The sequence below is a fragment of the Microbulbifer sp. MI-G genome (assembly GCF_030440425.1).
Taxonomy (GTDB): domain Bacteria; phylum Pseudomonadota; class Gammaproteobacteria; order Pseudomonadales; family Cellvibrionaceae; genus Microbulbifer; species Microbulbifer spongiae.
The window spans coordinates 3,197,010-3,216,184 of the sequence record NZ_CP098023.1 but is presented as its reverse complement, the minus strand read 5'-3'; the positions used below and the strand labels follow the sequence as shown (position 1 = coordinate 3,216,184).

Annotated in this window: 18 protein-coding genes and 2 pseudogenes; 14 read left to right on the top strand and 6 right to left on the bottom strand. The window is 57.9% G+C overall.

Annotated elements, in window-relative coordinates; translation table 11 throughout:
* Positions 1-51: 51 nt before the first annotated feature.
* Complete coding sequence (gene smpB, locus M8T91_RS13440; RefSeq protein ID WP_301414676.1) at positions 52-531, bottom strand: SsrA-binding protein SmpB; 480 nt, start codon at positions 529-531, stop codon at positions 52-54.
* Positions 532-546: 15 nt separating this feature from the next.
* Positions 547-1,965: a sodium-dependent transporter gene (locus tag M8T91_RS13435; protein ID WP_301414675.1), complete on the bottom strand. Its 1,419-nt coding sequence runs from the start codon at positions 1,963-1,965 to the stop codon at positions 547-549.
* A gap of 193 nt (positions 1,966-2,158) precedes the next feature.
* On the opposite strand from M8T91_RS13435, the gene M8T91_RS13430 reads away from it, so the two are divergent.
* Entirely contained in the window at positions 2,159-2,599 is a 441-nt protein-coding gene (locus M8T91_RS13430) for a type II toxin-antitoxin system RatA family toxin (RefSeq protein ID WP_301414674.1), read from the top strand.
* A complete protein-coding gene (locus tag M8T91_RS13425) occupies positions 2,596-2,934 on the top strand; it encodes an RnfH family protein (protein WP_301414673.1) in 339 nt (112 codons plus the stop codon). Before M8T91_RS13430 ends, M8T91_RS13425 begins: the two co-directional genes overlap by 4 nt.
* A 5-nt stretch (positions 2,935-2,939) precedes the next feature.
* Here M8T91_RS13425 and M8T91_RS13420 read toward each other — a convergent pair whose 3' ends face one another.
* Positions 2,940-3,284 (bottom strand): outer membrane protein assembly factor BamE, encoded by a 345-nt coding sequence (locus M8T91_RS13420; protein WP_301414672.1) that lies wholly within the window; start codon positions 3,282-3,284, stop codon positions 2,940-2,942.
* A 277-nt stretch (positions 3,285-3,561) separates the two neighbouring features.
* On the opposite strand from M8T91_RS13420, the gene fur reads away from it, so the two are divergent.
* Positions 3,562-3,972: a ferric iron uptake transcriptional regulator gene (gene fur, locus M8T91_RS13415; RefSeq protein WP_301414670.1), complete on the top strand. Its 411-nt coding sequence runs from the start codon at positions 3,562-3,564 to the stop codon at positions 3,970-3,972.
* A 64-nt stretch (positions 3,973-4,036) separates the two neighbouring features.
* Here fur and M8T91_RS13410 read toward each other — a convergent pair whose 3' ends face one another.
* Together M8T91_RS13410 and recN are read right to left on the bottom strand one after the other, a co-directional pair.
* Complete coding sequence (locus M8T91_RS13410) at positions 4,037-4,681, bottom strand: 1-acyl-sn-glycerol-3-phosphate acyltransferase (protein WP_301414668.1); 645 nt, start codon at positions 4,679-4,681, stop codon at positions 4,037-4,039.
* Between the two features lie 191 nt (positions 4,682-4,872).
* Positions 4,873-6,543: a DNA repair protein RecN gene (gene recN, locus M8T91_RS13405; protein WP_301414667.1), complete on the bottom strand. Its 1,671-nt coding sequence runs from the start codon at positions 6,541-6,543 to the stop codon at positions 4,873-4,875.
* A gap of 226 nt (positions 6,544-6,769) precedes the next feature.
* Between recN and grpE the strand changes: the two genes are divergently transcribed.
* The 3 genes from grpE (at position 6,770) to dnaJ (ending at position 10,869) form a co-directional block, all read left to right on the top strand.
* Positions 6,770-7,411 (top strand): nucleotide exchange factor GrpE, encoded by a 642-nt coding sequence (grpE, locus tag M8T91_RS13400; protein ID WP_301414666.1) that lies wholly within the window; start codon positions 6,770-6,772, stop codon positions 7,409-7,411.
* A gap of 121 nt (positions 7,412-7,532) precedes the next feature.
* Positions 7,533-9,479, top strand: coding sequence for a molecular chaperone DnaK (gene dnaK / locus M8T91_RS13395; RefSeq protein WP_301414665.1), 1,947 nt, complete (start codon positions 7,533-7,535; stop codon positions 9,477-9,479).
* A gap of 265 nt (positions 9,480-9,744) precedes the next feature.
* On the top strand, positions 9,745-10,869 hold the full coding sequence (gene dnaJ / locus M8T91_RS13390) for a molecular chaperone DnaJ (protein WP_301414664.1): 1,125 nt from the start codon (positions 9,745-9,747) through the stop codon (positions 10,867-10,869).
* Between the two features lie 92 nt (positions 10,870-10,961).
* On the opposite strand, the gene M8T91_RS13385 is transcribed toward dnaJ, so the two are convergent.
* Positions 10,962-11,420 (bottom strand): hypothetical protein, encoded by a 459-nt coding sequence (locus tag M8T91_RS13385; RefSeq protein ID WP_301414663.1) that lies wholly within the window; start codon positions 11,418-11,420, stop codon positions 10,962-10,964.
* 139 nt (positions 11,421-11,559) lie between these two features.
* On the opposite strand from M8T91_RS13385, the pseudogene M8T91_RS13380 reads away from it, so the two are divergent.
* The 8 genes and pseudogenes from M8T91_RS13380 to carA all read left to right on the top strand — a co-directional run.
* Positions 11,560-11,759 (top strand): annotated as a pseudogene (locus M8T91_RS13380) (ATP-binding protein); the annotation flags it as partial.
* Between the two features lie 328 nt (positions 11,760-12,087).
* A complete protein-coding gene (locus M8T91_RS13375) occupies positions 12,088-13,533 on the top strand; it encodes a pyridoxal phosphate-dependent decarboxylase family protein (protein WP_301414662.1) in 1,446 nt (481 codons plus the stop codon).
* Positions 13,534-13,705: 172 nt separating this feature from the next.
* Positions 13,706-14,536: a 4-hydroxy-tetrahydrodipicolinate reductase gene (gene dapB, locus M8T91_RS13370; RefSeq protein ID WP_301414660.1), complete on the top strand. Its 831-nt coding sequence runs from the start codon at positions 13,706-13,708 to the stop codon at positions 14,534-14,536.
* Between the two features lie 68 nt (positions 14,537-14,604).
* A pseudogene (locus M8T91_RS13365) lies at positions 14,605-15,030 on the top strand (ATP-dependent zinc protease family protein); the annotation flags it as partial.
* 132 nt (positions 15,031-15,162) lie between these two features.
* On the top strand, positions 15,163-16,092 hold the full coding sequence (gene rimK, locus M8T91_RS13360; protein WP_301419112.1) for a 30S ribosomal protein S6--L-glutamate ligase: 930 nt from the start codon (positions 15,163-15,165) through the stop codon (positions 16,090-16,092).
* Between the two features lie 335 nt (positions 16,093-16,427).
* Positions 16,428-16,712, top strand: coding sequence for a hypothetical protein (locus M8T91_RS13355; protein WP_301414658.1), 285 nt, complete (start codon positions 16,428-16,430; stop codon positions 16,710-16,712).
* 310 nt (positions 16,713-17,022) lie between these two features.
* On the top strand, positions 17,023-17,595 hold the full coding sequence (locus M8T91_RS13350) for a YfiR family protein (protein WP_301414657.1): 573 nt from the start codon (positions 17,023-17,025) through the stop codon (positions 17,593-17,595).
* A 330-nt stretch (positions 17,596-17,925) separates the two neighbouring features.
* Positions 17,926-19,080 carry a glutamine-hydrolyzing carbamoyl-phosphate synthase small subunit gene (gene carA, locus M8T91_RS13345; RefSeq protein WP_301414655.1) on the top strand — a complete coding sequence of 385 codons (1,155 nt, stop codon included), beginning with the start codon at positions 17,926-17,928 and terminating at the stop codon, positions 19,078-19,080.
* Positions 19,081-19,175: the final 95 nt, after the last annotated feature.

The following is a 19,175-nucleotide window of genomic DNA, read 5'->3' as shown; positions in this document are numbered from 1 at the left end:
TCTGGTGTTCCCTGGCAGCCTATTTGGATACCGGGTTATTGGTGCGGCACACTACTTGTGCTCTGCGCGCATCAGGCGCTGTTTCTCGCGGTTCCAGTCGCGCTTTTTCTCGGTTTCGCGCTTGTCGTGCATCGCTTTGCCTTTCGCCAGAGCAATTTCACATTTGATCAAGTGCCTTTTCCAATACAGCGCAGTGGCCACCACTGTGTGCCCTTTTTGCTCCACTGCGGTGATCAGTCGAGACAGTTCGCGCTTGGTGAGCAGCAGGCGTCGGGTGCGGTCGGGCTCAGTGACAAAATGGGTGGATGCACTGGGCAGCGGTTGTATGCGCGCACCCAGCAGCCAGGCCTCGCCATTTTTGAAAATGACATAGCTGTCGGTCAGCTGGGCCTTGCCCTCGCGACAGCTCTTCACCTCCCACCCCTGCATTTCCACACCCGCCTCAAACTTCGCTTCAATAAAGTAGTCGTGGCGGGCCTTCTTGTTCAGGGCGATGGTATTGGGTTTTTGCGCTTTCTTTTTTTTGGTCATGAAAACTTCGAATGACTAGATAAAACTGTGTCCAAAAAACTTCAGGGCCACGGTGTTGATAAAAATCAGCAATAGTATCAATGGAATAAAGGTGCCCAGGGAGAAGTTGACGTATTTCTGTGAAAAGGAGCCGGCAAACTTTTCATCACCCTCCTGCAGCTCTTTATCAAAATTTGCCTTCTTCCACTTATAGATCACAAACAGGCAGACCAGCAGGCCATTGAGGGGCAGGATGGTGTCGTAGAAGATGATCTCAACCAAATCGAAGAAGGACTTGCTGGCGCCGGCCAGCTGCACAAAATCAGTGATCCAGTTGACCATGCCAAAGGATACCGCGCAAGCAATTGCCAGTAGAAACTGCACCCCGGCAATCAGGTAGATGGCTTTTTTGCGCTCCATGCGCCGCTCGTCACGCAGGGTGGCGATGGGCACTTCGATGATGGAAACCAGCGAGGTGATCGCCGCAACCAGCACCAGGAAGAAGAAGGTTGTTGCAACCACGCTTGCGCCAACATAGCCGATGCCATCTTGCAGGGCGAGGAAGATCCTGGGCAGGAACTGGAAGATCATACCCGCGGAGGATTCACTCAGCTCGGTGGGGTCAATCTGTGGATTAAAGTGAAAGATACTCGGTAGTATCAGCAGACCCGCGGTAAAGGCCACCAGGGTGTCGGTGATGGCCACCGCGCGGGAGGAGCCGGGGATGGAGTCCTGCCGCTTCATGTAGGAGCCGTAGGTGATCATAATGCCCATGCCCAGAGAAAGGGAGAAGAAAGCCTGGGCCATGGCTTTACTGACCACATTGCCGTCGAGTTTGCTGAAGTCCGGGATGAGGTAGTACTTCAAGCCGAGAGAGGCGTTCTCCAGAGTCAGGACGAAAATCACCAACCCCAGCAGCATGACGAACAACATCGGCATCAGTGTTTTCGCAGCGCGTTCTATCCCGTCCTTGACGCCCATGGCGAGAATGGCGTTGATCAACAGCATCAGGGCCACCAGGTAGATGAATATCTGCGGGGTATTGATAAACTGGATAAAGAAATCCGGGGCTGCGAGTTTGTCCAGGTTACCGGTTACGGTTTCAATCAAGTATCCCAGTACCCACACGGTGACCACCAGGTAAAACACCGCGATCATAAAGGGTGTGGCCAAAGCCAGCCATCCGGGTATGCGCCAGAGGTGGGAGCCGCTGGAAAGTTGGCGATAGGCGCCAACCGGGTCTTTATCGGAGCGTCGCCCCATCGCCAGCTCCGCCATCATGACCGGCAGGCAGATCAGGAAGACGAAGAGTGCGTAGACCAGCAGGAAGGCACCGCCCCCGCTTTTGGTGGCGGCTACCGGGAAGGCCACCAGGTTGCCAATACCCACTGCGGATCCCGCGGCGGCCAGGATAAAACCCAGCCTTGACCCAAAATGCTCTCTTACTGCGGTCATAGTACTCTCACTATTATTCTTTACCCGATACGGCTTGTCTCGTTGTTATCCCGGCTGGTGCCGAGTGTGGCCAGCCGGCAAAAATGCGATTGTTACAGGAATTGCCTTGCTTGAGTAGCGCCGGCTGGCAAAATTAGCCGGCGAATGGCAATCACGGACAATTTCGCCTGGCAGACTGGCTTGGATAGCAGGAATGACTGAAATAGAACGCAGCGCGCTGGTGATGTACAGCACAGAGCAAATGTTTGACCTGGTCAATGATGTGGCCAGTTACCCGCAGTTTTTACCGGGGTGTCGCGGGGCGGAGATTTTGTACCGCGACGAAGAGACCCTGGAAGCGCGACTGGAGCTGTCCCGCGCGGGCATTCGCCAGAGTTTTGTCACACGCAACCGGTTGCAGAGACCATACAGCATGACCCTGAATCTGGTGAATGGCCCCTTTGAGCAGTTCACCGGGCAGTGGCAGTTTGACCCGCTGGCTGAAAGCGCCTGCAAGGTGACCTTTTCCCTGGTATTTTCCCTGAAAAGCCGCCTGGTTGCCGCAGCTGCGGGCAAGCTGTTCAGCGATCTGGCCAACCAGATGGTTGCGGTGATGTGTGAGCGCGCTGAAGAGATATACGGAAAACCGCGATGACAGAAGACAATACGATTTCAGTGGAAGTAGTTTACGCTTTGCCCCACGAGCAGCGCTTGATGCGTTTGCTGGTCAAGCGCGGCACTACTGCGCGGGAGGCGCTGATACGCTCGGGGATACCGGAAGAGTATCCGGAAGTGGACCCGGATACGGCCAAAATGGGGATTTTTGCCCAGGCGCTGGGCAGCAGGGGCTTGCCACCAGCAGAGCAGTACCAATTACAGCCCGGTGACCGGGTTGAAGTGTACCGGCCCCTGATCGCCGATCCGAAAGAGGCGCGCAAGCAGCGCGCCGAAAAAGCCAGACGCCTGGCCGGTAAGAGCGGGGAGCCCTAGGGGGATCAGGGCCAGCCTGTGGGCTGCCAGTCGCCACTGGTGGCGATCAGGATATCGCCATTGAAATAGACGCTAAAGCGCTTCTGGGTCACTTCGCCCTTGGGGTCCCGGAGGCGGTTGATATAATCCCAGCGATTGGGGTTGTAGGTATCTTCCACCAGGGGCGTACCCAGTACGAACTGGACCTGTCGCCGGGTCATGCCGGGTTTCAACTGGTTCACCATGTCCTGGGTGATGATGTTGCCCTGCTGAACCTCGATACGGTGCACGCCGGGGAATTTGATCAGCGTACAGGCGCCCAGGAGAGTGCACAGGCTGGCGATGGCGAGAAGTTTCAGGCTAGGCGGCATTCATTGCTCCGTTATATGCTGACAATGGCGTATATTGTGCCGTTTTTAACTGATCAAACCGAATAGGCCCCGATTGTAGGGGAAAGTTCCCCGGGCCTGGCGATTTGCCCACCGGGGAGGGTCGGGGTTTCGCTGACTCCGCAGGACGTGGGATAATAACCGAAGAAGAGGCTTGCTGACAGAAGGGTGCTTTGCTCTCTCAGTCGATTGTCGATCCCTGCAGCGGGCCGTTTCAAGTAAAGACCATTATTAGAATCCTGTCGGGAAACGTCTATTCATGTCAAATCAAAACCAGGAGTTGCGCAAGGCCGGCCTCAAGGTCACGCTGCCGCGGGTAAAGATTCTACAGTTGCTTGAAAGTACCACTGAACAGCACTTGAGTGCTGAAGATGTCTACAAGCTGCTGCTGGAAGCGGGAGAGGATGTGGGTCTGGCCACCGTTTACCGGGTTCTGACCCAGTTTGAGAGCGCGGGTCTGGTTATGCGCCACAACTTCGATGGCGGCCATTCCGTGTTTGAACTGGATCGTGGGGATCACCACGATCACATGGTATGTACCGATACCGGTAAAGTGATTGAGTTTCACAATGAGGAGATTGAGGAATTACAGCGCCAGATCGCCGATGAGCACGGCTATGAGCTGACCGGCCACAGCCTGGTGCTCTACGTTAAAGAAAAAGAACAGTAGGCATCGCGGGGTGTGACGTTTGCGCCCCCCCTCTGTCCCCAACCTGCGCCAGCGGTTGGGGCTGTTACTGGCATGGGGGCGCGTAGCGTTCCGGGAATTTGCCGATTTTGTCCGCGTAGAACGCCCGCAACTTATTCAGTTCCACCTCCAGGTTTTCACCCAGCTGTGCGATCGGGCCAATGCCCACCTCTTTCTTGCGGAAATTAATAAAGCCCAGTACCACCGGTACCTTGGCATTGCGCGCGATATGATAAAAACCGGTTTTCCAGCGCTCCGCCATACCGCGTGTGCCCTCTGGCGGAATCGCGATAATCAGTTCCTTATTCAGCTTGAATTGTCTGATAGTGGCCTCCACCAGGTTGTTGGCCTTGCTGCGATTCACAGCAATACCGCCAAACCAGCGCATGGGCCCGCCCAGTGGGAATTTGAACAGCCTGTCCTTGCCCATCCACTGCGGGGTGAGTTTCAGCTTGAGCGCGGCCAGGATAAAGAAGTAACCGTCCCAGTTGGTGGTGTGGGGAGCCCCCAGCAGCACGTACTTTTTCAACTTCAATGAGTGTTGGTTGCCTTTTACGCGCCAGCCGTGCAACTTCAGCAGCAGTTTGGCGATCTGGCGGATCAGTGGGGTGACTACCGGGGTGTTAAAAATGGTTTTCTGCATAAACTTGGTCGATGCCATTTGGATGGAGCGCCAAGTATATGGTGACATCTGCCGCCAAACCCAGTCATTTCTGGTCTGCCCCGGCTTATGCTGCTGACAAACCGGCTATTTCGCCCAATTGGGGCGTGATCCATGGCGCATTTGTATAAGGGGGTACGGCCATGCACCTGTGCACTGGCCAGGCAGGCTGGTGGGCAGGGGGGAGTAAAAGCGGGGGCTGATTTGCACCCTTCGCGTGCTCAGACAGCCCGCGAAAGCATCTCTTCTGCGTGGGCCAGGGATTGGGCCGTGGCTTCTCCGCCAAGCATGCGAGCGATTTCTTCGCGGCGGTTATCCCCACTCAGTTCGCGCAGGGCAATAAAGGCACTGTCACCATCGGAGTGCTTCTCTACCAGGTAATGGCGGTGGGCCCGCGCTGCCACCTGGGCCAGGTGGGTGACACAGATCACCTGGCCATTGCGGCCGCTGTGCACCTCGCCCAACTGGCGCAGCAGGCGCCCGACCACATCTCCAGTGGCGCCGCCGATCCCCACATCCACTTCGTCGAATACCAGGGTGGGGGTGCGCGAGGTTCGCGCCGTTACAACCTGAATCGCCAGGCTCACCCGGGAAAGCTCTCCGCCGGAAGCGATTTTGCCCAGGGCGCGCGGCGGCTGTCCCGGGTTGGTGGTGATCAGCATCTCCACGTCTTCCAGACCGCGGCCGTTGGGCTTTGCCAGCGGGTGCAATGCCAGTTCCATGCGCACATGGGGCATGGCCAGCGCCGCCAATTGCCGGTTGACCGCCTCGGCCAATTGTTGTGCGGCTTTGCTGCGCAGCTGGCTCAGTTTGCCGGCGGCCTTGCGGAATTGGCACTCCAGTTCCTCGCACTCTGCGGCGCGTCGCTCAAGGGTATCTGCCGCGTTGATATCGTCCAGTTCTGCCTGTAGTTGCTGTTCCAGAGCGGGCAGCTCCTGTGGTTGTATCCTGTGCTTGCGGGCTGTCTGGTAGATTGCGCTGAGGCGGGCCTCCACCTCGGCCAGACGTTCCGGGTCCACCTCGAAGCGGTCTATATGGCGCGACAGGGTGTCTGCCGCCTCATCCACCTGAATGCGCGCGCTGTCGAGCATCTGCGACACTTCCAGCAGGGCCGGGGCCTGATCCGGTAGGGTCGAGAGCAGCTGCAGGGCGCGGTGCAGTTGCTCAGCGATATCCCCTTCGCCGCCGGACAGCAGCGCCGCCAGCTGGTAGCCGCCGTTGAGAAGGTCACCCGCTTTGGACAATTGGCGTTGCTCGCGCTCCAGCGCCTCAATCTCCCCCGTGCTCAGATCCAGTCGGGTCAGTTCCTGCAGCTGGTATTGCAGCAGGTGGCGTCGCGCTTCGGTCTCCTCGGCACTGTCTGCCAGGGCGCGGTAGTGGCGGTACTGTTCCTGCCAGGTCTTGAAACGGCTGCGGACTTCAGTGGCCAGTGTTTGGGCCTGGGCAAATTCATCCAGCAGGCGGCAGTGGGTTTCTTTATTCAGCAGGGACTGGTGTTCGTGCTGGCTGTGGATATCAATCAGTTGTTGCGCAAAAGCGCGCAATTGCAGGAGGGGTACGGGTTGGCCGTTGATATAGGCCCGCGAGCGACCGTCAGCGCCAATGGTGCGGCGCAGAATCACCTCTTGTCCCGCATCCATTTCCCGGGATACCAGCCAGTGTTCGGCGCTGGGGTGATCGGCAATATCAAAGGTGGCACTGATATCGGTGCGGCTGGCACCGGGGCGTACCAATTCGGCACTGCCGCGCCCGCCCAGGGCCAGTCCCAGCGCATCCAGGGTAATGGACTTCCCCGCGCCGGTTTCACCGGTGAGGGCGCTGGTACCGGGGCCGAACTCCAACTCCAGCTGTTCCACCAGGGTGAATTGGCTGATAGACAAATGCAGCAACATGGAAAACGCTTCTGTGTCTTTCTTTTTGAGGGCACTTTGGCCCGCCTATTGGTTATTTATACAGTATCTGCCTTGCGTTAGCTATAGCGCCAGTACCACATTACCCTGCCAGTGGGTGCTTACAGGAAAAACCTCTTGAACTGTGCGGTGTTGACCCCATATAGCCCCAGAGTCCGCCGGGCGGACCCAATCCATTACTGACAGAGTCGACGCGACGGAGAGAGCAGTGGCCAGAGAGCGCAGCGAAGATGACCAGATGACAGAGGGTGCGCAGCCGGAAGCGCTGGTGGACGAGCACCTGACAGAGACAGAAGAGGCGGCTCCCGCCGAGATTGAGGAACCATCCGCAACAGAGCGCCGGCAGGCCGAGGAAGCCCTGCTGGAAGAGGCCGAGAGCGCCGATGCCCTGCACGATGAAATCATCAAGCTGCAGGAGCAACTGGCGGTACAGAAGGATCTCGCCCTGCGTGCCCAGGCAGAGGGGCAGAATGCCCGCCGCCGCGCCCAGCAGGATGTCGAGCGCGCGCGCAAATTTGCGGTGGAGAAATTGCTGCAGGACTTGTTGCCGGTTGTGGACAATCTGGAGCGCGCCCTCGCCACCATTGATACCGAAGACGAGGCCAACAAGGCGCTGGCGGAAGGCATTGCGCTGACCCACAAATCGTTTATCGATACCCTGGCGAAAAATTCGGTGGAGGTTGTCGATCCGGCCGGCGAGCCATTCGACCCCGAACTGCACCAGGCCATGACCCAGGTGCCCAACGGAGAGGTGGAACCGAATACGGTTCTGGAAGTGTTTCAAAAAGGCTATCGCCTCAACGGCCGCCTGGTGCGTCCGGCCATGGTAGTGGTCAGCAAAGCACCGTAGCGGCGCCTGAGCCAGATAGCCTTGAATTTTATCGGCCGGCACCAATATAGCTGACATCAGGAATTATTCGCGCGATACACACAACAGTGCTGGCAGAGCGCATCAAACGAGGATTTTACAGATGGGAAAAATTATCGGCATCGACCTTGGCACCACCAACAGCTGTGTCGCGATACTGGATGGTGATAAAGCGCGCGTGATTGAGAATGCGGAGGGCGATCGCACAACACCCTCCATTGTTGCCTTTACTGACGACAATGAAATTCTGGTAGGCCAGTCTGCCAAACGCCAGGCGGTGACCAATCCCAAGAATACCCTGTTTGCGGTCAAACGCCTGATCGGCCGCAAGTTCAAGGACGATGTCGTACAAAAAGACATCAAAATGGTGCCATACACAATCGTTGAAGCCGAAAACGGTGACGCCTGGGTAGAAGCCAAGGGCGATAAGAAGGCGCCGCCACAGGTCTCCGCCGAAGTCCTCAAAAAAATGAAAAAGACCGCGGAAGATTTCCTCGGCGAGAAGGTGGAAGCCGCGGTCATTACGGTGCCAGCTTATTTCAACGATTCCCAGCGCCAGGCCACCAAAGATGCCGGCCGTATCGCCGGGCTCGATGTGAAGCGGATTATCAATGAGCCGACGGCTGCAGCGCTGGCCTACGGCCTCGACAAGCAGGGTGGAGACCGCACCGTAGCCGTTTACGACCTGGGTGGCGGTACCTTCGATATCTCCATTATCGAAATTGCGGACGTGGATGGTGAGAAGCAGTTTGAAGTGCTCTCCACCAACGGTGATACCTTTCTCGGTGGTGAAGACTTCGACCTGCGTCTGATCGACTACCTGGCGGCCGAATTCAAGAAAGACCAGGGCATCGATCTGAAAGGGGATCCGCTGGCCATGCAGCGCCTGAAGGAGGCGGCGGAAAAGGCCAAGATCGAACTGTCTTCCAGCCAGCAGACCGAAGTGAATTTGCCCTACATCACCGCAGATGCCACCGGTCCCAAACACCTGGTTGTAAAACTGACCCGCGCCAAGCTGGAAAGCCTGGTGGAGGATCTGGTTACCCGCTCCCTGGAACCGGTCAAAATTGCCCTGCAGGATGCGGATCTGTCCGCTTCCGGCGTAGACGAGGTTATCCTGGTCGGCGGCCAGACCCGCATGCCACTGGTACAGCAGAAGGTTACCGAGTTCTTTGGCAAAGAGCCGCGCAAAGATGTCAACCCGGATGAAGCTGTTGCCGTCGGTGCGGCCATTCAGGGTGCGGTATTGTCTGGGGATGTGAAAGACGTACTGCTGCTGGACGTGACACCGCTAACCCTGGGTATTGAAACCATGGGGGGGGTGGCGACGCCGCTGATTGACAAGAACACCACCATCCCGACCAAGAAGTCGCAGATTTTCTCTACTGCCGAGGACAATCAAACTGCCGTGACCATCCACGTGGTACAGGGTGAGCGCAAGCAGGCGTCCCAGAACAAATCCCTGGGCCGTTTCGACCTGGCCGATATTCCACCGTCGCCGCGTGGAATGCCGCAAATCGAGGTCACCTTTGATATCGACGCCAACGGTATTCTGCATGTTCACGCCAAGGACAAAGCCACCGGCAAGGAGCAGTCTATCGTGATCAAGGCATCCTCCGGCCTGTCCGAGGAGGAGATCGACAAGATGGTTGCCGACGCGGAAGCCAATGCGGAAGCGGACAAGCAGTTCGAGGAATTGGTGCAGACCCGCAATACCCTCGACAGCCTGATTTCAGCCACCAAGAAGACCCTGGAAGAAGCTGGTGACAAGGCAACTGCAGAGGAAAAGTCTGCGATTGAAGCGGCTATCTCCGGGGCGGAGGAAGCAGTGAAAGGCAACGACAAGGCCGCGATGGAAGCTGCCACTACCAAGCTGACCGAAGCCTCCGGCCCGGTTGCCCAGAAGATGTACGCCGAACAGGCCCAAGCGGCTGGTGCTGAAGGGAGCGCCGGTGCAGAGGCCCAGGGTGAGCAACCGTCTTCCGCGGGTGATGATGCGGTAGACGCTGAGTTCGAAGAGGTAAAGGACGACAAGAAAGAGGGCCAGTAGACGTCTACTGTTCACTTTGACGGCAGCTATTGCTCACTGTGGCTGCCGGAGAACTTCAGGGGTGCGGTGCCTTCCTCTCAAGGTCCCGCGCCCTGTGTTGTTTCAGGTACATGGATTTAAAGCCGAGGATGTTGGCAGTCTGCCAGAGTGGTGCCGCCCCTTGCGGCTTGGCAGAGCCCCGTAGCGGTGCGGGGGTTGGTTAGGGACTGAAAATTAGAAAGTTGAGTTTGGCTGTTTTTGATGCCAGACCAGAGAAAATAGCTTTATGTCGAAACGCGATTATTATGAAGTCCTGGGTGTCGAGCGCGGCGCTTCGGATGCAGAGCTGAAGAAGGCCTACCGGCGGGTGGCGATGAAGTTTCACCCGGACCGCAACCCCGATGACAAGGAAGCGGAAAATCGATTTAAAGAGGCCAACGAAGCCTACGAGGTGCTGGCGGATTCCCAAAAGCGCGCTGCCTATGACCAGTTTGGTCACGCTGGGGTCGAAGGCCAGATGGGCGGTGGCAGCGGTGGTGGTTTCGGCGGTTTCTCCGATATTTTCGGCGATGTGTTCGGCGATATCTTTGGCGGTGGTGGCGGTGGCCGCCGCGGTGGGCCGGCACGGGGTTCCGACCTGCGTTACGATCTCGAGCTGGACCTGGAAGACGCAGTGCGCGGCACGACCGTGAAGATCCGTGTACCCACCCTGGCTGCCTGCGATATCTGTCATGGTTCCGGTGCCAAACCCGGCTCTTCGCCGCAAACTTGTTCGACCTGTGGTGGGGCCGGTCAGGTGCGTATGCAGCAGGGATTCTTCTCTGTGCAGCAGACCTGTCCCAAGTGCCGCGGACGCGGCAGCATTATCTCCGACCCCTGTGTCCGTTGCCACGGGCGCGGTCGGGTGGAGGAAACCAAGACCCTGTCGGTCAAGGTGCCCCCCGGTGTGGATACCGGCGACCGCATCCGCCTGTCCGGAGAGGGTGAGGCGGGGCCTGACGGCGGTCCTGCCGGCGATCTGTATGTACAGGTGGTGGTCAAGGAGCACGAACTGTTCCAGCGCGATGGCAAGAATCTCTACTGTGAAGTGCCGATCAGCTTTGCGGCTGCTGCGCTCGGCGGGGAGTTGGAAGTCCCCACCCTCGAGGGCAAGGTGAAGCTGAAAATCCCGGCGGAGAGCCAGACCGGCAAGCTGTTCCGTTTGCGTGGCAAGGGGGTGGCGCCAGTGCGCGGCGGGGCTACCGGCGACCTGTTGTGCCGGGTTGTGGTGGAAACACCGGTGAATCTCTCCGGCAAGCAGAAGGAACTGTTGCAAACGTTTGCCAGCACCCTCAGCGAGAAGAAAAATGCGCCGCGCCAGACCGGCTGGTTTGAAGGGGTTAAGAACTTCTTCGGAGAGATGAAACTGTAATCTTTCCCCTGGTGCCTATACAGACACCGACTGCGTCAAGTCGAGTGGCGGGCGCAGGGCGTATCGCCCCGCCAGTGGATCGGCGGGCCGGGTTATTCGTCCTGCCCCGCTCGTATGCTCAACCGGGCGGCAAATGCGCGCAAAAACTCGCGCTGGATTTTACTCGCCTCCCTCAGCTGTTTCTCGTTCAGCATGCCCTGCAGTTCCCGATAGCTTTGTGCGCTGATGACCGCCAGCTGTGCACCGATTTCCCCGCGCTGCTTGGGGGTGAGGTTGCGCTTGGCGCTGTTGGCCAGGCCGTAGCTTTGCAGCAGGGATTTTTGTTTCGCAAAACTCCTCTGCATCACTGGTAATACATCCTTTTCCTGTTCGGGGGTGAGTTGCAGACGGAGTGTCACCCAATCGGTGAGGTCGTCGTATTTTTCCCAGAAGTCGGGGTTGGCCTGCTGTTGTCCCTGCGCATTGATCGACAGGCTGGCAAAGGCGAGACCCAGGGCAAGGGCGACTTGCAGTAGGCATGGCCAGTAACTGGGACGAATGATAAGCCGCATAGTGGCGCTCCCTTGACTATGTTGGATAAAGCCTAGCAGTGGCGGCTGGCGCTGCTTGCGTGAGGAAAAGCTCCTTTGTAATAAGGGATAATACGCTTATTCACCCAAAAAGGGTGCTGGCCCACTGGCGAAGCATCTCAGCCAGGCTGGTGGCGCATTGCTGTTCCATTTGATCAGCAAGCTTTACGGGCGCATAAGCATCGCCATTAACAACAACCTAGGCATTGCGGAGTGGTCCCCGGTGTTTGTCGACGAAAAATGACGGCGGCATTGCTAGCCCCCTTAACCCATCACTGCCACATCCTAAAGACAGGTAATGACAGCTACAGGCTAAAATAATCAACGATCAATTGCGGACTACCGCCGCACGACCGCCGTCCAGACGGCGGTCTTGAAACTTTTCCATGAAGGTCGACAGCTCTGTCTCCACTGCTTTCTGAAGCAGCTCTGGTGCGCCCGGCGCAGTCGTTCTGTGAGTGGACCAGCTGTCTCCTGTCGACCTGTAAACTCAACAACGGTATTCTGATCCATTGCGGCGTACTCTTGGGCGGTTGACTGTTTGGCGACAACAAATCCACCAGATACGCTGCTTTGTTTCAATCCCTCACTCTCCAGAATTGGTTATAACTCTCTACTCGCACAGAACCCCTTAAGGCCGCGGTGATTTATGACTACTCGCAAAATAAACCCCGACCATGCGCTCTACTACCCTGCTGACACTCTTGGGCTGGAAGCTGAAGAGATGCGTCGACTGGGCCACAAAGTGGTGGATCTGGTCGTCGACCGCTTGATGCACAAGAATGTTGAAGATGCCGTGCTTACGGGCTCGCCTGCCGATTTGATGGCGGTTCTTGGCGCCCCCTTGCCGAACAAGCCGATGGATCCGGATGCTTCACTGGCATTGCTTGCTGAGGTCGCCTTACGGCATCAGCAAAGAGGCGACCATCCGCGTTATTTCGCCAGAGTGCCCGGCCCCAGTTCGTTTGCCGCCGTTCTCGGTGAATGGCTGGGGACCGGATTCAACGCAATCGCTGCGTCCTGGGCCGGCGGCTCGGGCCCGGCGACCCTTGAACTCATCGTTATTGAATGGCTGAAGCAGTTAATGGGCTTTCCCGAAGGAAGCGAAGGTGTCCTGGTCAGTGGCGGGTCCCATGCCAGCCTGACGGCGTTTTCCGTGGCCCGCTCGGTTTACGGCAAGGGCGTCGTCTACCTGACCGACCAGACCCATTCGTCACTGGTCCGCAACCTCAGAGAAATGGGCTGGCCAAAGCAGCATATCCGAATACTGGAGAGTGACGAGAACTACAAACTGTCGATGGAGTGCCTGACGCGAGCCATTGGGGAAGACAGGGCTGCAGGCAGACGTCCTGTGATGATCATCGGAACTGCCGGAACCACCAATGCGGGAACTGTCGATCCACTGCACGAAATCGCGGACATCTGTCAACAGGAAGATCTGTGGTTTCATGTGGATGGTGCGTATGGGGGGCCGGCTGCGATTACTCAACAGGGGCGTCAGTATTTATCCGGGATCGAACGAGCCGATTCGCTGGTGCTGGATCCGCATAAATGGCTGTTTCAGCCTTATGACGTTGGCTGTGTCCTGGTTCGTCGTCCCGGCGCACTTGAGCATTGTTTCAACATGAATCCGGAGTACCTCAAGGATGTTGAAGCCAGTGCCGGTGAAGTGGATTTTCGAAACCGCAGTTTGGAGCTCACACGTCGATCACGAGCGGTAAAACTCTGGATGAGCTTGCGGACATATGGTATTGAGCGATTTCGAAAAGCGATCAATCACGGCATCAAACTGGCAGAATTTGCCGAAGCCTACTTACGCTCCAGGCCCGAAACATGGGAGGTGATCACGCCTGCTCAAATTGGCGTTGTCTGCTTCTCCCTGAACAATGGGACTCCCCGGCAGCATGCTGCCAGGGCTAAGGCTTTGTCGGACAGCGGTTACGCGTGCGTATCCTCGACCAGGCTCAAAGACCGCAGTGTGCTTCGGCTCTGCACTATCAACCCGCTGACAACAGAAGACGATATCATGGGGACCATCGATCATCTGGAAACTGATATTGGTTGTTCGACAATATTGGGCAGAAATTGCTCATGAAAGCATCCCGTTTCAGCCGTGTTGGCTCAGCAGAACCTGTCAGGCGCGATTTTCGCAGGGGGGTAACTGTGTCCACTGGTAGAGACTGCAAGGGGGAAGAGGCTGACTATATCTACAGTATTACCCCTGAACATTCATTCAACGTATTGAGAGTAGAGTAGGAGTGCCGAACATGGCGGTACAGGTAGCAGTTGCGGGGTTTGGCGGGCGCATGGGGCGGGCACTGGCAGCGGCCTTGAGGCTTAGCGAGCATGCCGGGCTTTCCGCTGCGATAGTGCGCCCCGGTTCCAGCCTGGTTGGGGCGGACGCCGGGGAGGTCGCCGGCCTGGGGCGCAGCGGCCTCACGATTGTGGACAGCCTGGCCAAGGGCGACTTCGATGTCCTGATCGACTTTACCACGCCGCTGGCTTCTGTGGAGAACGCCGCTTACTGCGCAGCGCAAGGACGCCCCATTGCCATCGGCACCACCGGCTTTGATGCGGAGCAGAAGCGCCGGCTTTTGGCCAATGCGGCAAAGGTGCCGCTGTGTCTGGCCAGTAATTTTTCCACCGGGGTCAATCTGTGCTTCCAGTTACTGGAAACCGCTGCGCGGGTGATGGGTGAGGATGCGGATATCGAGATTGTCGAGGCGCATCACCGCCACAAGGTGGATGCTCCCTCTGGCACCGCCCTCAGTATGGGGGAAGTCGTGGCCGAAACGCTGGGTCGCGACCTGGACAGAGTGGCAGTTTACGGTCGCGAGGGCCAAACCGGTGAGCGCGATCGGGATACCATCGGCTTTGCCACGATACGCGGTGGCGATGTCGTCGGCGAACATTCGGTCCTTTTTCTGGCCGAGGGTGAGCGGGTTGAGATTACCCACCGCGCAAGCAGCCGCCTGTCTTTTGCCCGCGGCGCCGTGCGTGCGGCCCTTTGGCTGATGGGCAGCGGGCAGTCCCCACGGGCGCCGGGACACTATGATATGCGTGACGTGCTTGGGCTGAATGCATCCCACCTCAAATAGTTACTGTTAACGCCAGCAGGGGGGATGGGAAAGTTTCCCGGATTTCCATTCGCCTGTCATGCTTATAGGTGACGCTTGCCGGGGCCGGTGGGTGTTTTGCCCGGCCGGCCAGCCTGTTCTACCGGATAAGGGGAGTACCCTTGGAAAAGAAGCTGATTGTCGGCAGTGAGGAGTGGTGTGGATTTCCTGCACTCGGTATTCCAGTGATAAAGGCGCGGGTGGACTCGGGAGCCAAGACTTCCTGCCTGCACGCCTACAATATCCAGACATTCAAGCGCGATGGAGAGTCCTGGGTCAGCTTTGAGGCCCATCCCTTGCAGCACCAGCGCCGCCCCTCGGTGCGCTGTGAAGCACGCCTGATGGACAAGCGCCTGGTGCGCAGTTCCTCCGGAGAGAGTGAGAAACGCCCGGTGATTCGCACGGCCCTGTCGGTTGGCGGCAGTGTCTGGGACATAGAGTTGACCCTGACCAACCGCGACAGTATGGGCTACCGTATGCTGCTGGGGCGGGAGGCGATGCTGGGGCGCATGCTGGTAGATCCGTCGGAGTGTTACTGCCTGGGGGATTACCCCCAGAGTCAGTTGGATGAATACTACCGCGACGAGCATCATATTGCGGGCACCGGGCTGCGCATCGGCCTGCTGGCCTCCAATCCGGACCTCTATAGCAACCGCCGGATTATGGAGGCGGGGGCAGAGCGCAGTCATCGCATGACATTTCTCGATGTGCGTCAGTGCTATATGAAACTGGATGCCGATGAGCCCGAGGTACACTACAGAGACGGTCGCATTCTCAACAACCTGGACGCGGTGATTCCGCGTATCCGCCCCAGTCAGACGTTTTACGGCTGTGCTCTCACGCGTCATTTTGAAAGCCTGGATGTCTTTGCCCTGAATGGTTCTGCCGCCATCCGCCAATCGCGGGACAAGCTGTACTCCCTGCAGATTTTGCAGCAGAGCGGGCTGACCATCCCCACTTCCGGTTTTGCCAATTCCCCCGTGGATACCAACGAGCTGATCGAGATGGTGGGGGGGGCACCACTTGTGGTCAAACTGCTGGAAGGCGCCCAGGGGCGCGGCGTGGTGCTGGCGGAAACCCGCAAAGCCGGGGAATCCGTGATCAATGCTTTCAAGTCGCTGAAGGCCAACCTGCTGGTGCAGGAATTTATCCGCGAGGCGGAGGGCAGGGACCTGCGCCTGTTTGTGATCGACAGCCGCGTGGTGGCCTCCATCCAACGGGAAGCGGCTCCTGGAGAATTTCGTGCCAACCTGCACCAGGGCGGCTCCGCCTCGGTGGTCAAGGTCACCCGGGAGGAGAAGCGCCTGGCAGTGAAAGCTGCAAAAGTACTGGGGCTGAGAGTGGCAGGGGTAGATATTATCCGTTCGCGCAAGGGGCCGTTGTTGTTGGAGGTGAACTCCTCGCCCGGTTTGGAAGGGATCGAAAGTGCAACCCGCAAGGATGTGGCCGGTGCCATGATCATGTCAATCGAGAAAGCCCTGAAGTGGCGTCCGGCGATGGTCGGGGAGGGCGTTCAGGGAGCTCGCGATACAAAATAGGCAATGCGTGTCCCGTGTCGACAATTCAGGATATGCCTGTAGCGTATTTGCTGTACAGGGTTGCAGGCATGGTGTTTTTCTGTGGGGTTTTCACCGTCGTTCTGGTTTGGTTGCTGGGACAGGGGGATTTGGTGATGCAGGGGCGGGGGTACCACAGTACACCGAAGCGCAAAGAAAATGGTTGCCTTAAGATGAAAGGTGGCGGCCCGTTTGATACCAAATAGCCTTGTATATGAACATCAGATTACGCCTAAAATCAGGTAAAAAAATCCCGCGCGGCAGGCCCAGCCCTGTTTTGGTCCCTGTGAGAAAGTCTATTGTGAGCTTCAACTGTTATGAGCTTTGATACCATGGATAAAACCGTTGTGCGATCACTCGCGGTTGGTTTTGCCGCGCTGCTCATTGGCATGGCCGCCTTTTTCTATAATTGGAATCTCTACGGTGGTGGGTGGCAATACTTTCGGATTTTTCTATTCCCCGGGAATGTGGTCCTTTCGCTGTTCACCGAAGAAATGGATTTCTGGCCCAAGTTTCTGCTGCAAATGAGCGGGCAGTTTTTGGTTGCTTTCCTGGCCACCTATTCTGTTCTCAAAAGCACTGCTCTGTTAAAGGCCCTGTAGCCTGGTAGTTGGTGACAGGTAGATGCCGCATAACGCGGATAGGAGGCCGGCTGCCGTCCTTCCTCTAGGCCCTCCCAATAAAGCGGATGCGACTTTGGGGGGGCGCTGTTGTGAAAACGCCTGGCGCAGGTCCGGTAAGCTAAACTTCTGGGGTGGCCGGGTGTTTCTGCAAAGCACAAAGGCGCCTGGAACACCCCTCGCCACAGGTGTCCGTTGATCGAAACCGTTTGTCGGGTGGTAGCTCCCTGGGAACAGGGCGGGGTTGTTGCCCTGGTGGGCAAATGGTGCAAGCCGCAGGGACTGAAGAACCGTGAACATACGCAATGCTCCCCCTCCCCTCCGCTTCCTTACGCGCTTCCTGCTGTTGCTGTCGCTGACTGCCCCTGGTGTACAGGCGGCGGTACAACTCTCGGAAACCCCCCTTGGGCGGCGTGTGATGGTGGATTACATCGTGCACTTTGCCTACCACCTGCAGTGGCCGGTCAATGCCTTTGACAACCGCAATGCCCCTTTCCGCGTATGCCTGATGGGCGGAGATTCCCTCGGTGAACCCCTGCAAGAACGCCTCAGGAACCAGCGTATCGACGGGCGCAGAACGGAATTTGAGAAAGTTGACCTGAAGCAGATGCTGCGCGCCCGCAAATGCCAGATCGTCGTGCTGGGACCCATGGCGCGCGCCAACCTGCTCAAGGCCCTGGTGGCGCTGGAATATTTCCCCGTTCTCACTGTGAGCGATGCTGAGCGCTTTGCCGCAACCGGCGGTATGATCGAGTTTGCCGATAGCGGTGGTGAAGTGGCCGTGCGTATGAACAAGACCATGCTGGAGAAGGCGGAGCTGAAGATGGGTACCAGCCTGTTCCGCCTCGGGCGCGAGGTCAACTGAACCGGGGCTGCCGATGCCTCTGGGGCAGGTTTGTACTGGTATCCTGGCGCGGTTTCGCGTAGAATCTGCGCCCGGATTTGGGTCTGTGGCACGGGGTCGGATTGTGCCGCGCGGGACTGTGGAAAGCCGGTGGTAAGCGATGGCCAGTTTGTGAGAGCCGAGTGTGGGCAGAATTTTAAAGCGAGATGAAGCTGTCAGGTTTCATCTCGCTTTTTTATGCGCGCACCAGCCAGCCCCGTCTGCTCCAAAGCCCGCTGCCCGGCCCACACACTGCTGTGTAGACCGGAGAGTTCCAATTTGATTAACGCTGTACCCACGCCGGAGACCTGTATGTCCCTCGATTTTTTCCACACAACAACGCCCGCTCTGCTGGTGCTTGCAGATGGCAGTGTTTTTGAGGGGCGCGCAATTGGGGCACACGGCAGCTCTGTGGGTGAGGTTGTGTTCAATACTTCAATGACCGGTTATCAGGAGATCCTGACCGATCCCTCTTACGCTCGCCAGATTGTCACCCTGACGTACCCGCACATTGGCAACACCGGCACCAATGAGACAGATGAAGAGTGCGCAGAAGTCTGGGCCGCGGGCCTGGTGGTCCGGGATCTGCCCCTGCTTGCCAGCAGTTTTCGCAACCAGCAGTCCCTGCAGGACTACCTGCGCGAGCGCAATATTGTCGCCATTGCCGATATCGATACCCGCCGTCTGACCCGCCTTTTGCGCGACAAGGGTGCGCAGAACGGCTGTATCCTGGCCGGTGACATTCTCGACCGCGAAGAAGCCCTGGCAAAGGCCAGGGCCTTTGCCGGCCTCAAGGGGATGGATTTGGCCAGTGTTGTGACCACCGGGGATTGCTACACCTTTGATGCGGGGACCTGGGCCCTGGGTGCCGGGCACAAGGCGGCGCCGGTACAACCTTACAAGGTGGTGGCCTACGATTTCGGTGTAAAACGCAATATCCTGCGCATGCTGGTGGACCGCGGCTGCAATATTACCGTGGTACCGGCGCAGACCCCCGCGGCGGAGGTGCTGGAGATGAATCCCCACGGCATCTTCCTGTCCAACGGCCCCGGTGACCCGGAACCCTGTGATTATGCGATCACTGCTATCCGCGCGTTTCTCGACGCGGGTATTCCCACCTATGGCATCTGCCTGGGACACCAGTTGCTGGGTCTGGCCGTGGGCGCTAAAACCTCCAAGATGAAATTTGGCCACCATGGTGGTAACCATCCGGTGCAGGATCTGCGCAGTGGCAGGGTGATGATCACAGCACAGAACCACGGCTTTGCGGTGGATGCGGATGCCCTCCCCGAGAATGTGGAGGTAACCCATAAATCCCTTTTCGACGGCACCCTGCAGGGCATCCGCCTCACAGACAGGCCGGCCTTCAGCTTTCAGGGGCACCCGGAAGCCAGCCCGGGCCCACATGATCTGGCACCTTTGTTCGACCAGTTTATCGAATTGATGAAAGCGCGCGCCTACGCCTAGGGGTGGCGCTGTCTGCAGCAGAGAGATAACCGCCGCTTCTGCGGCGGTTTTAACAAGACACGAGTGAAAATGAGCGCAGCCGGCCACGAGCCGGT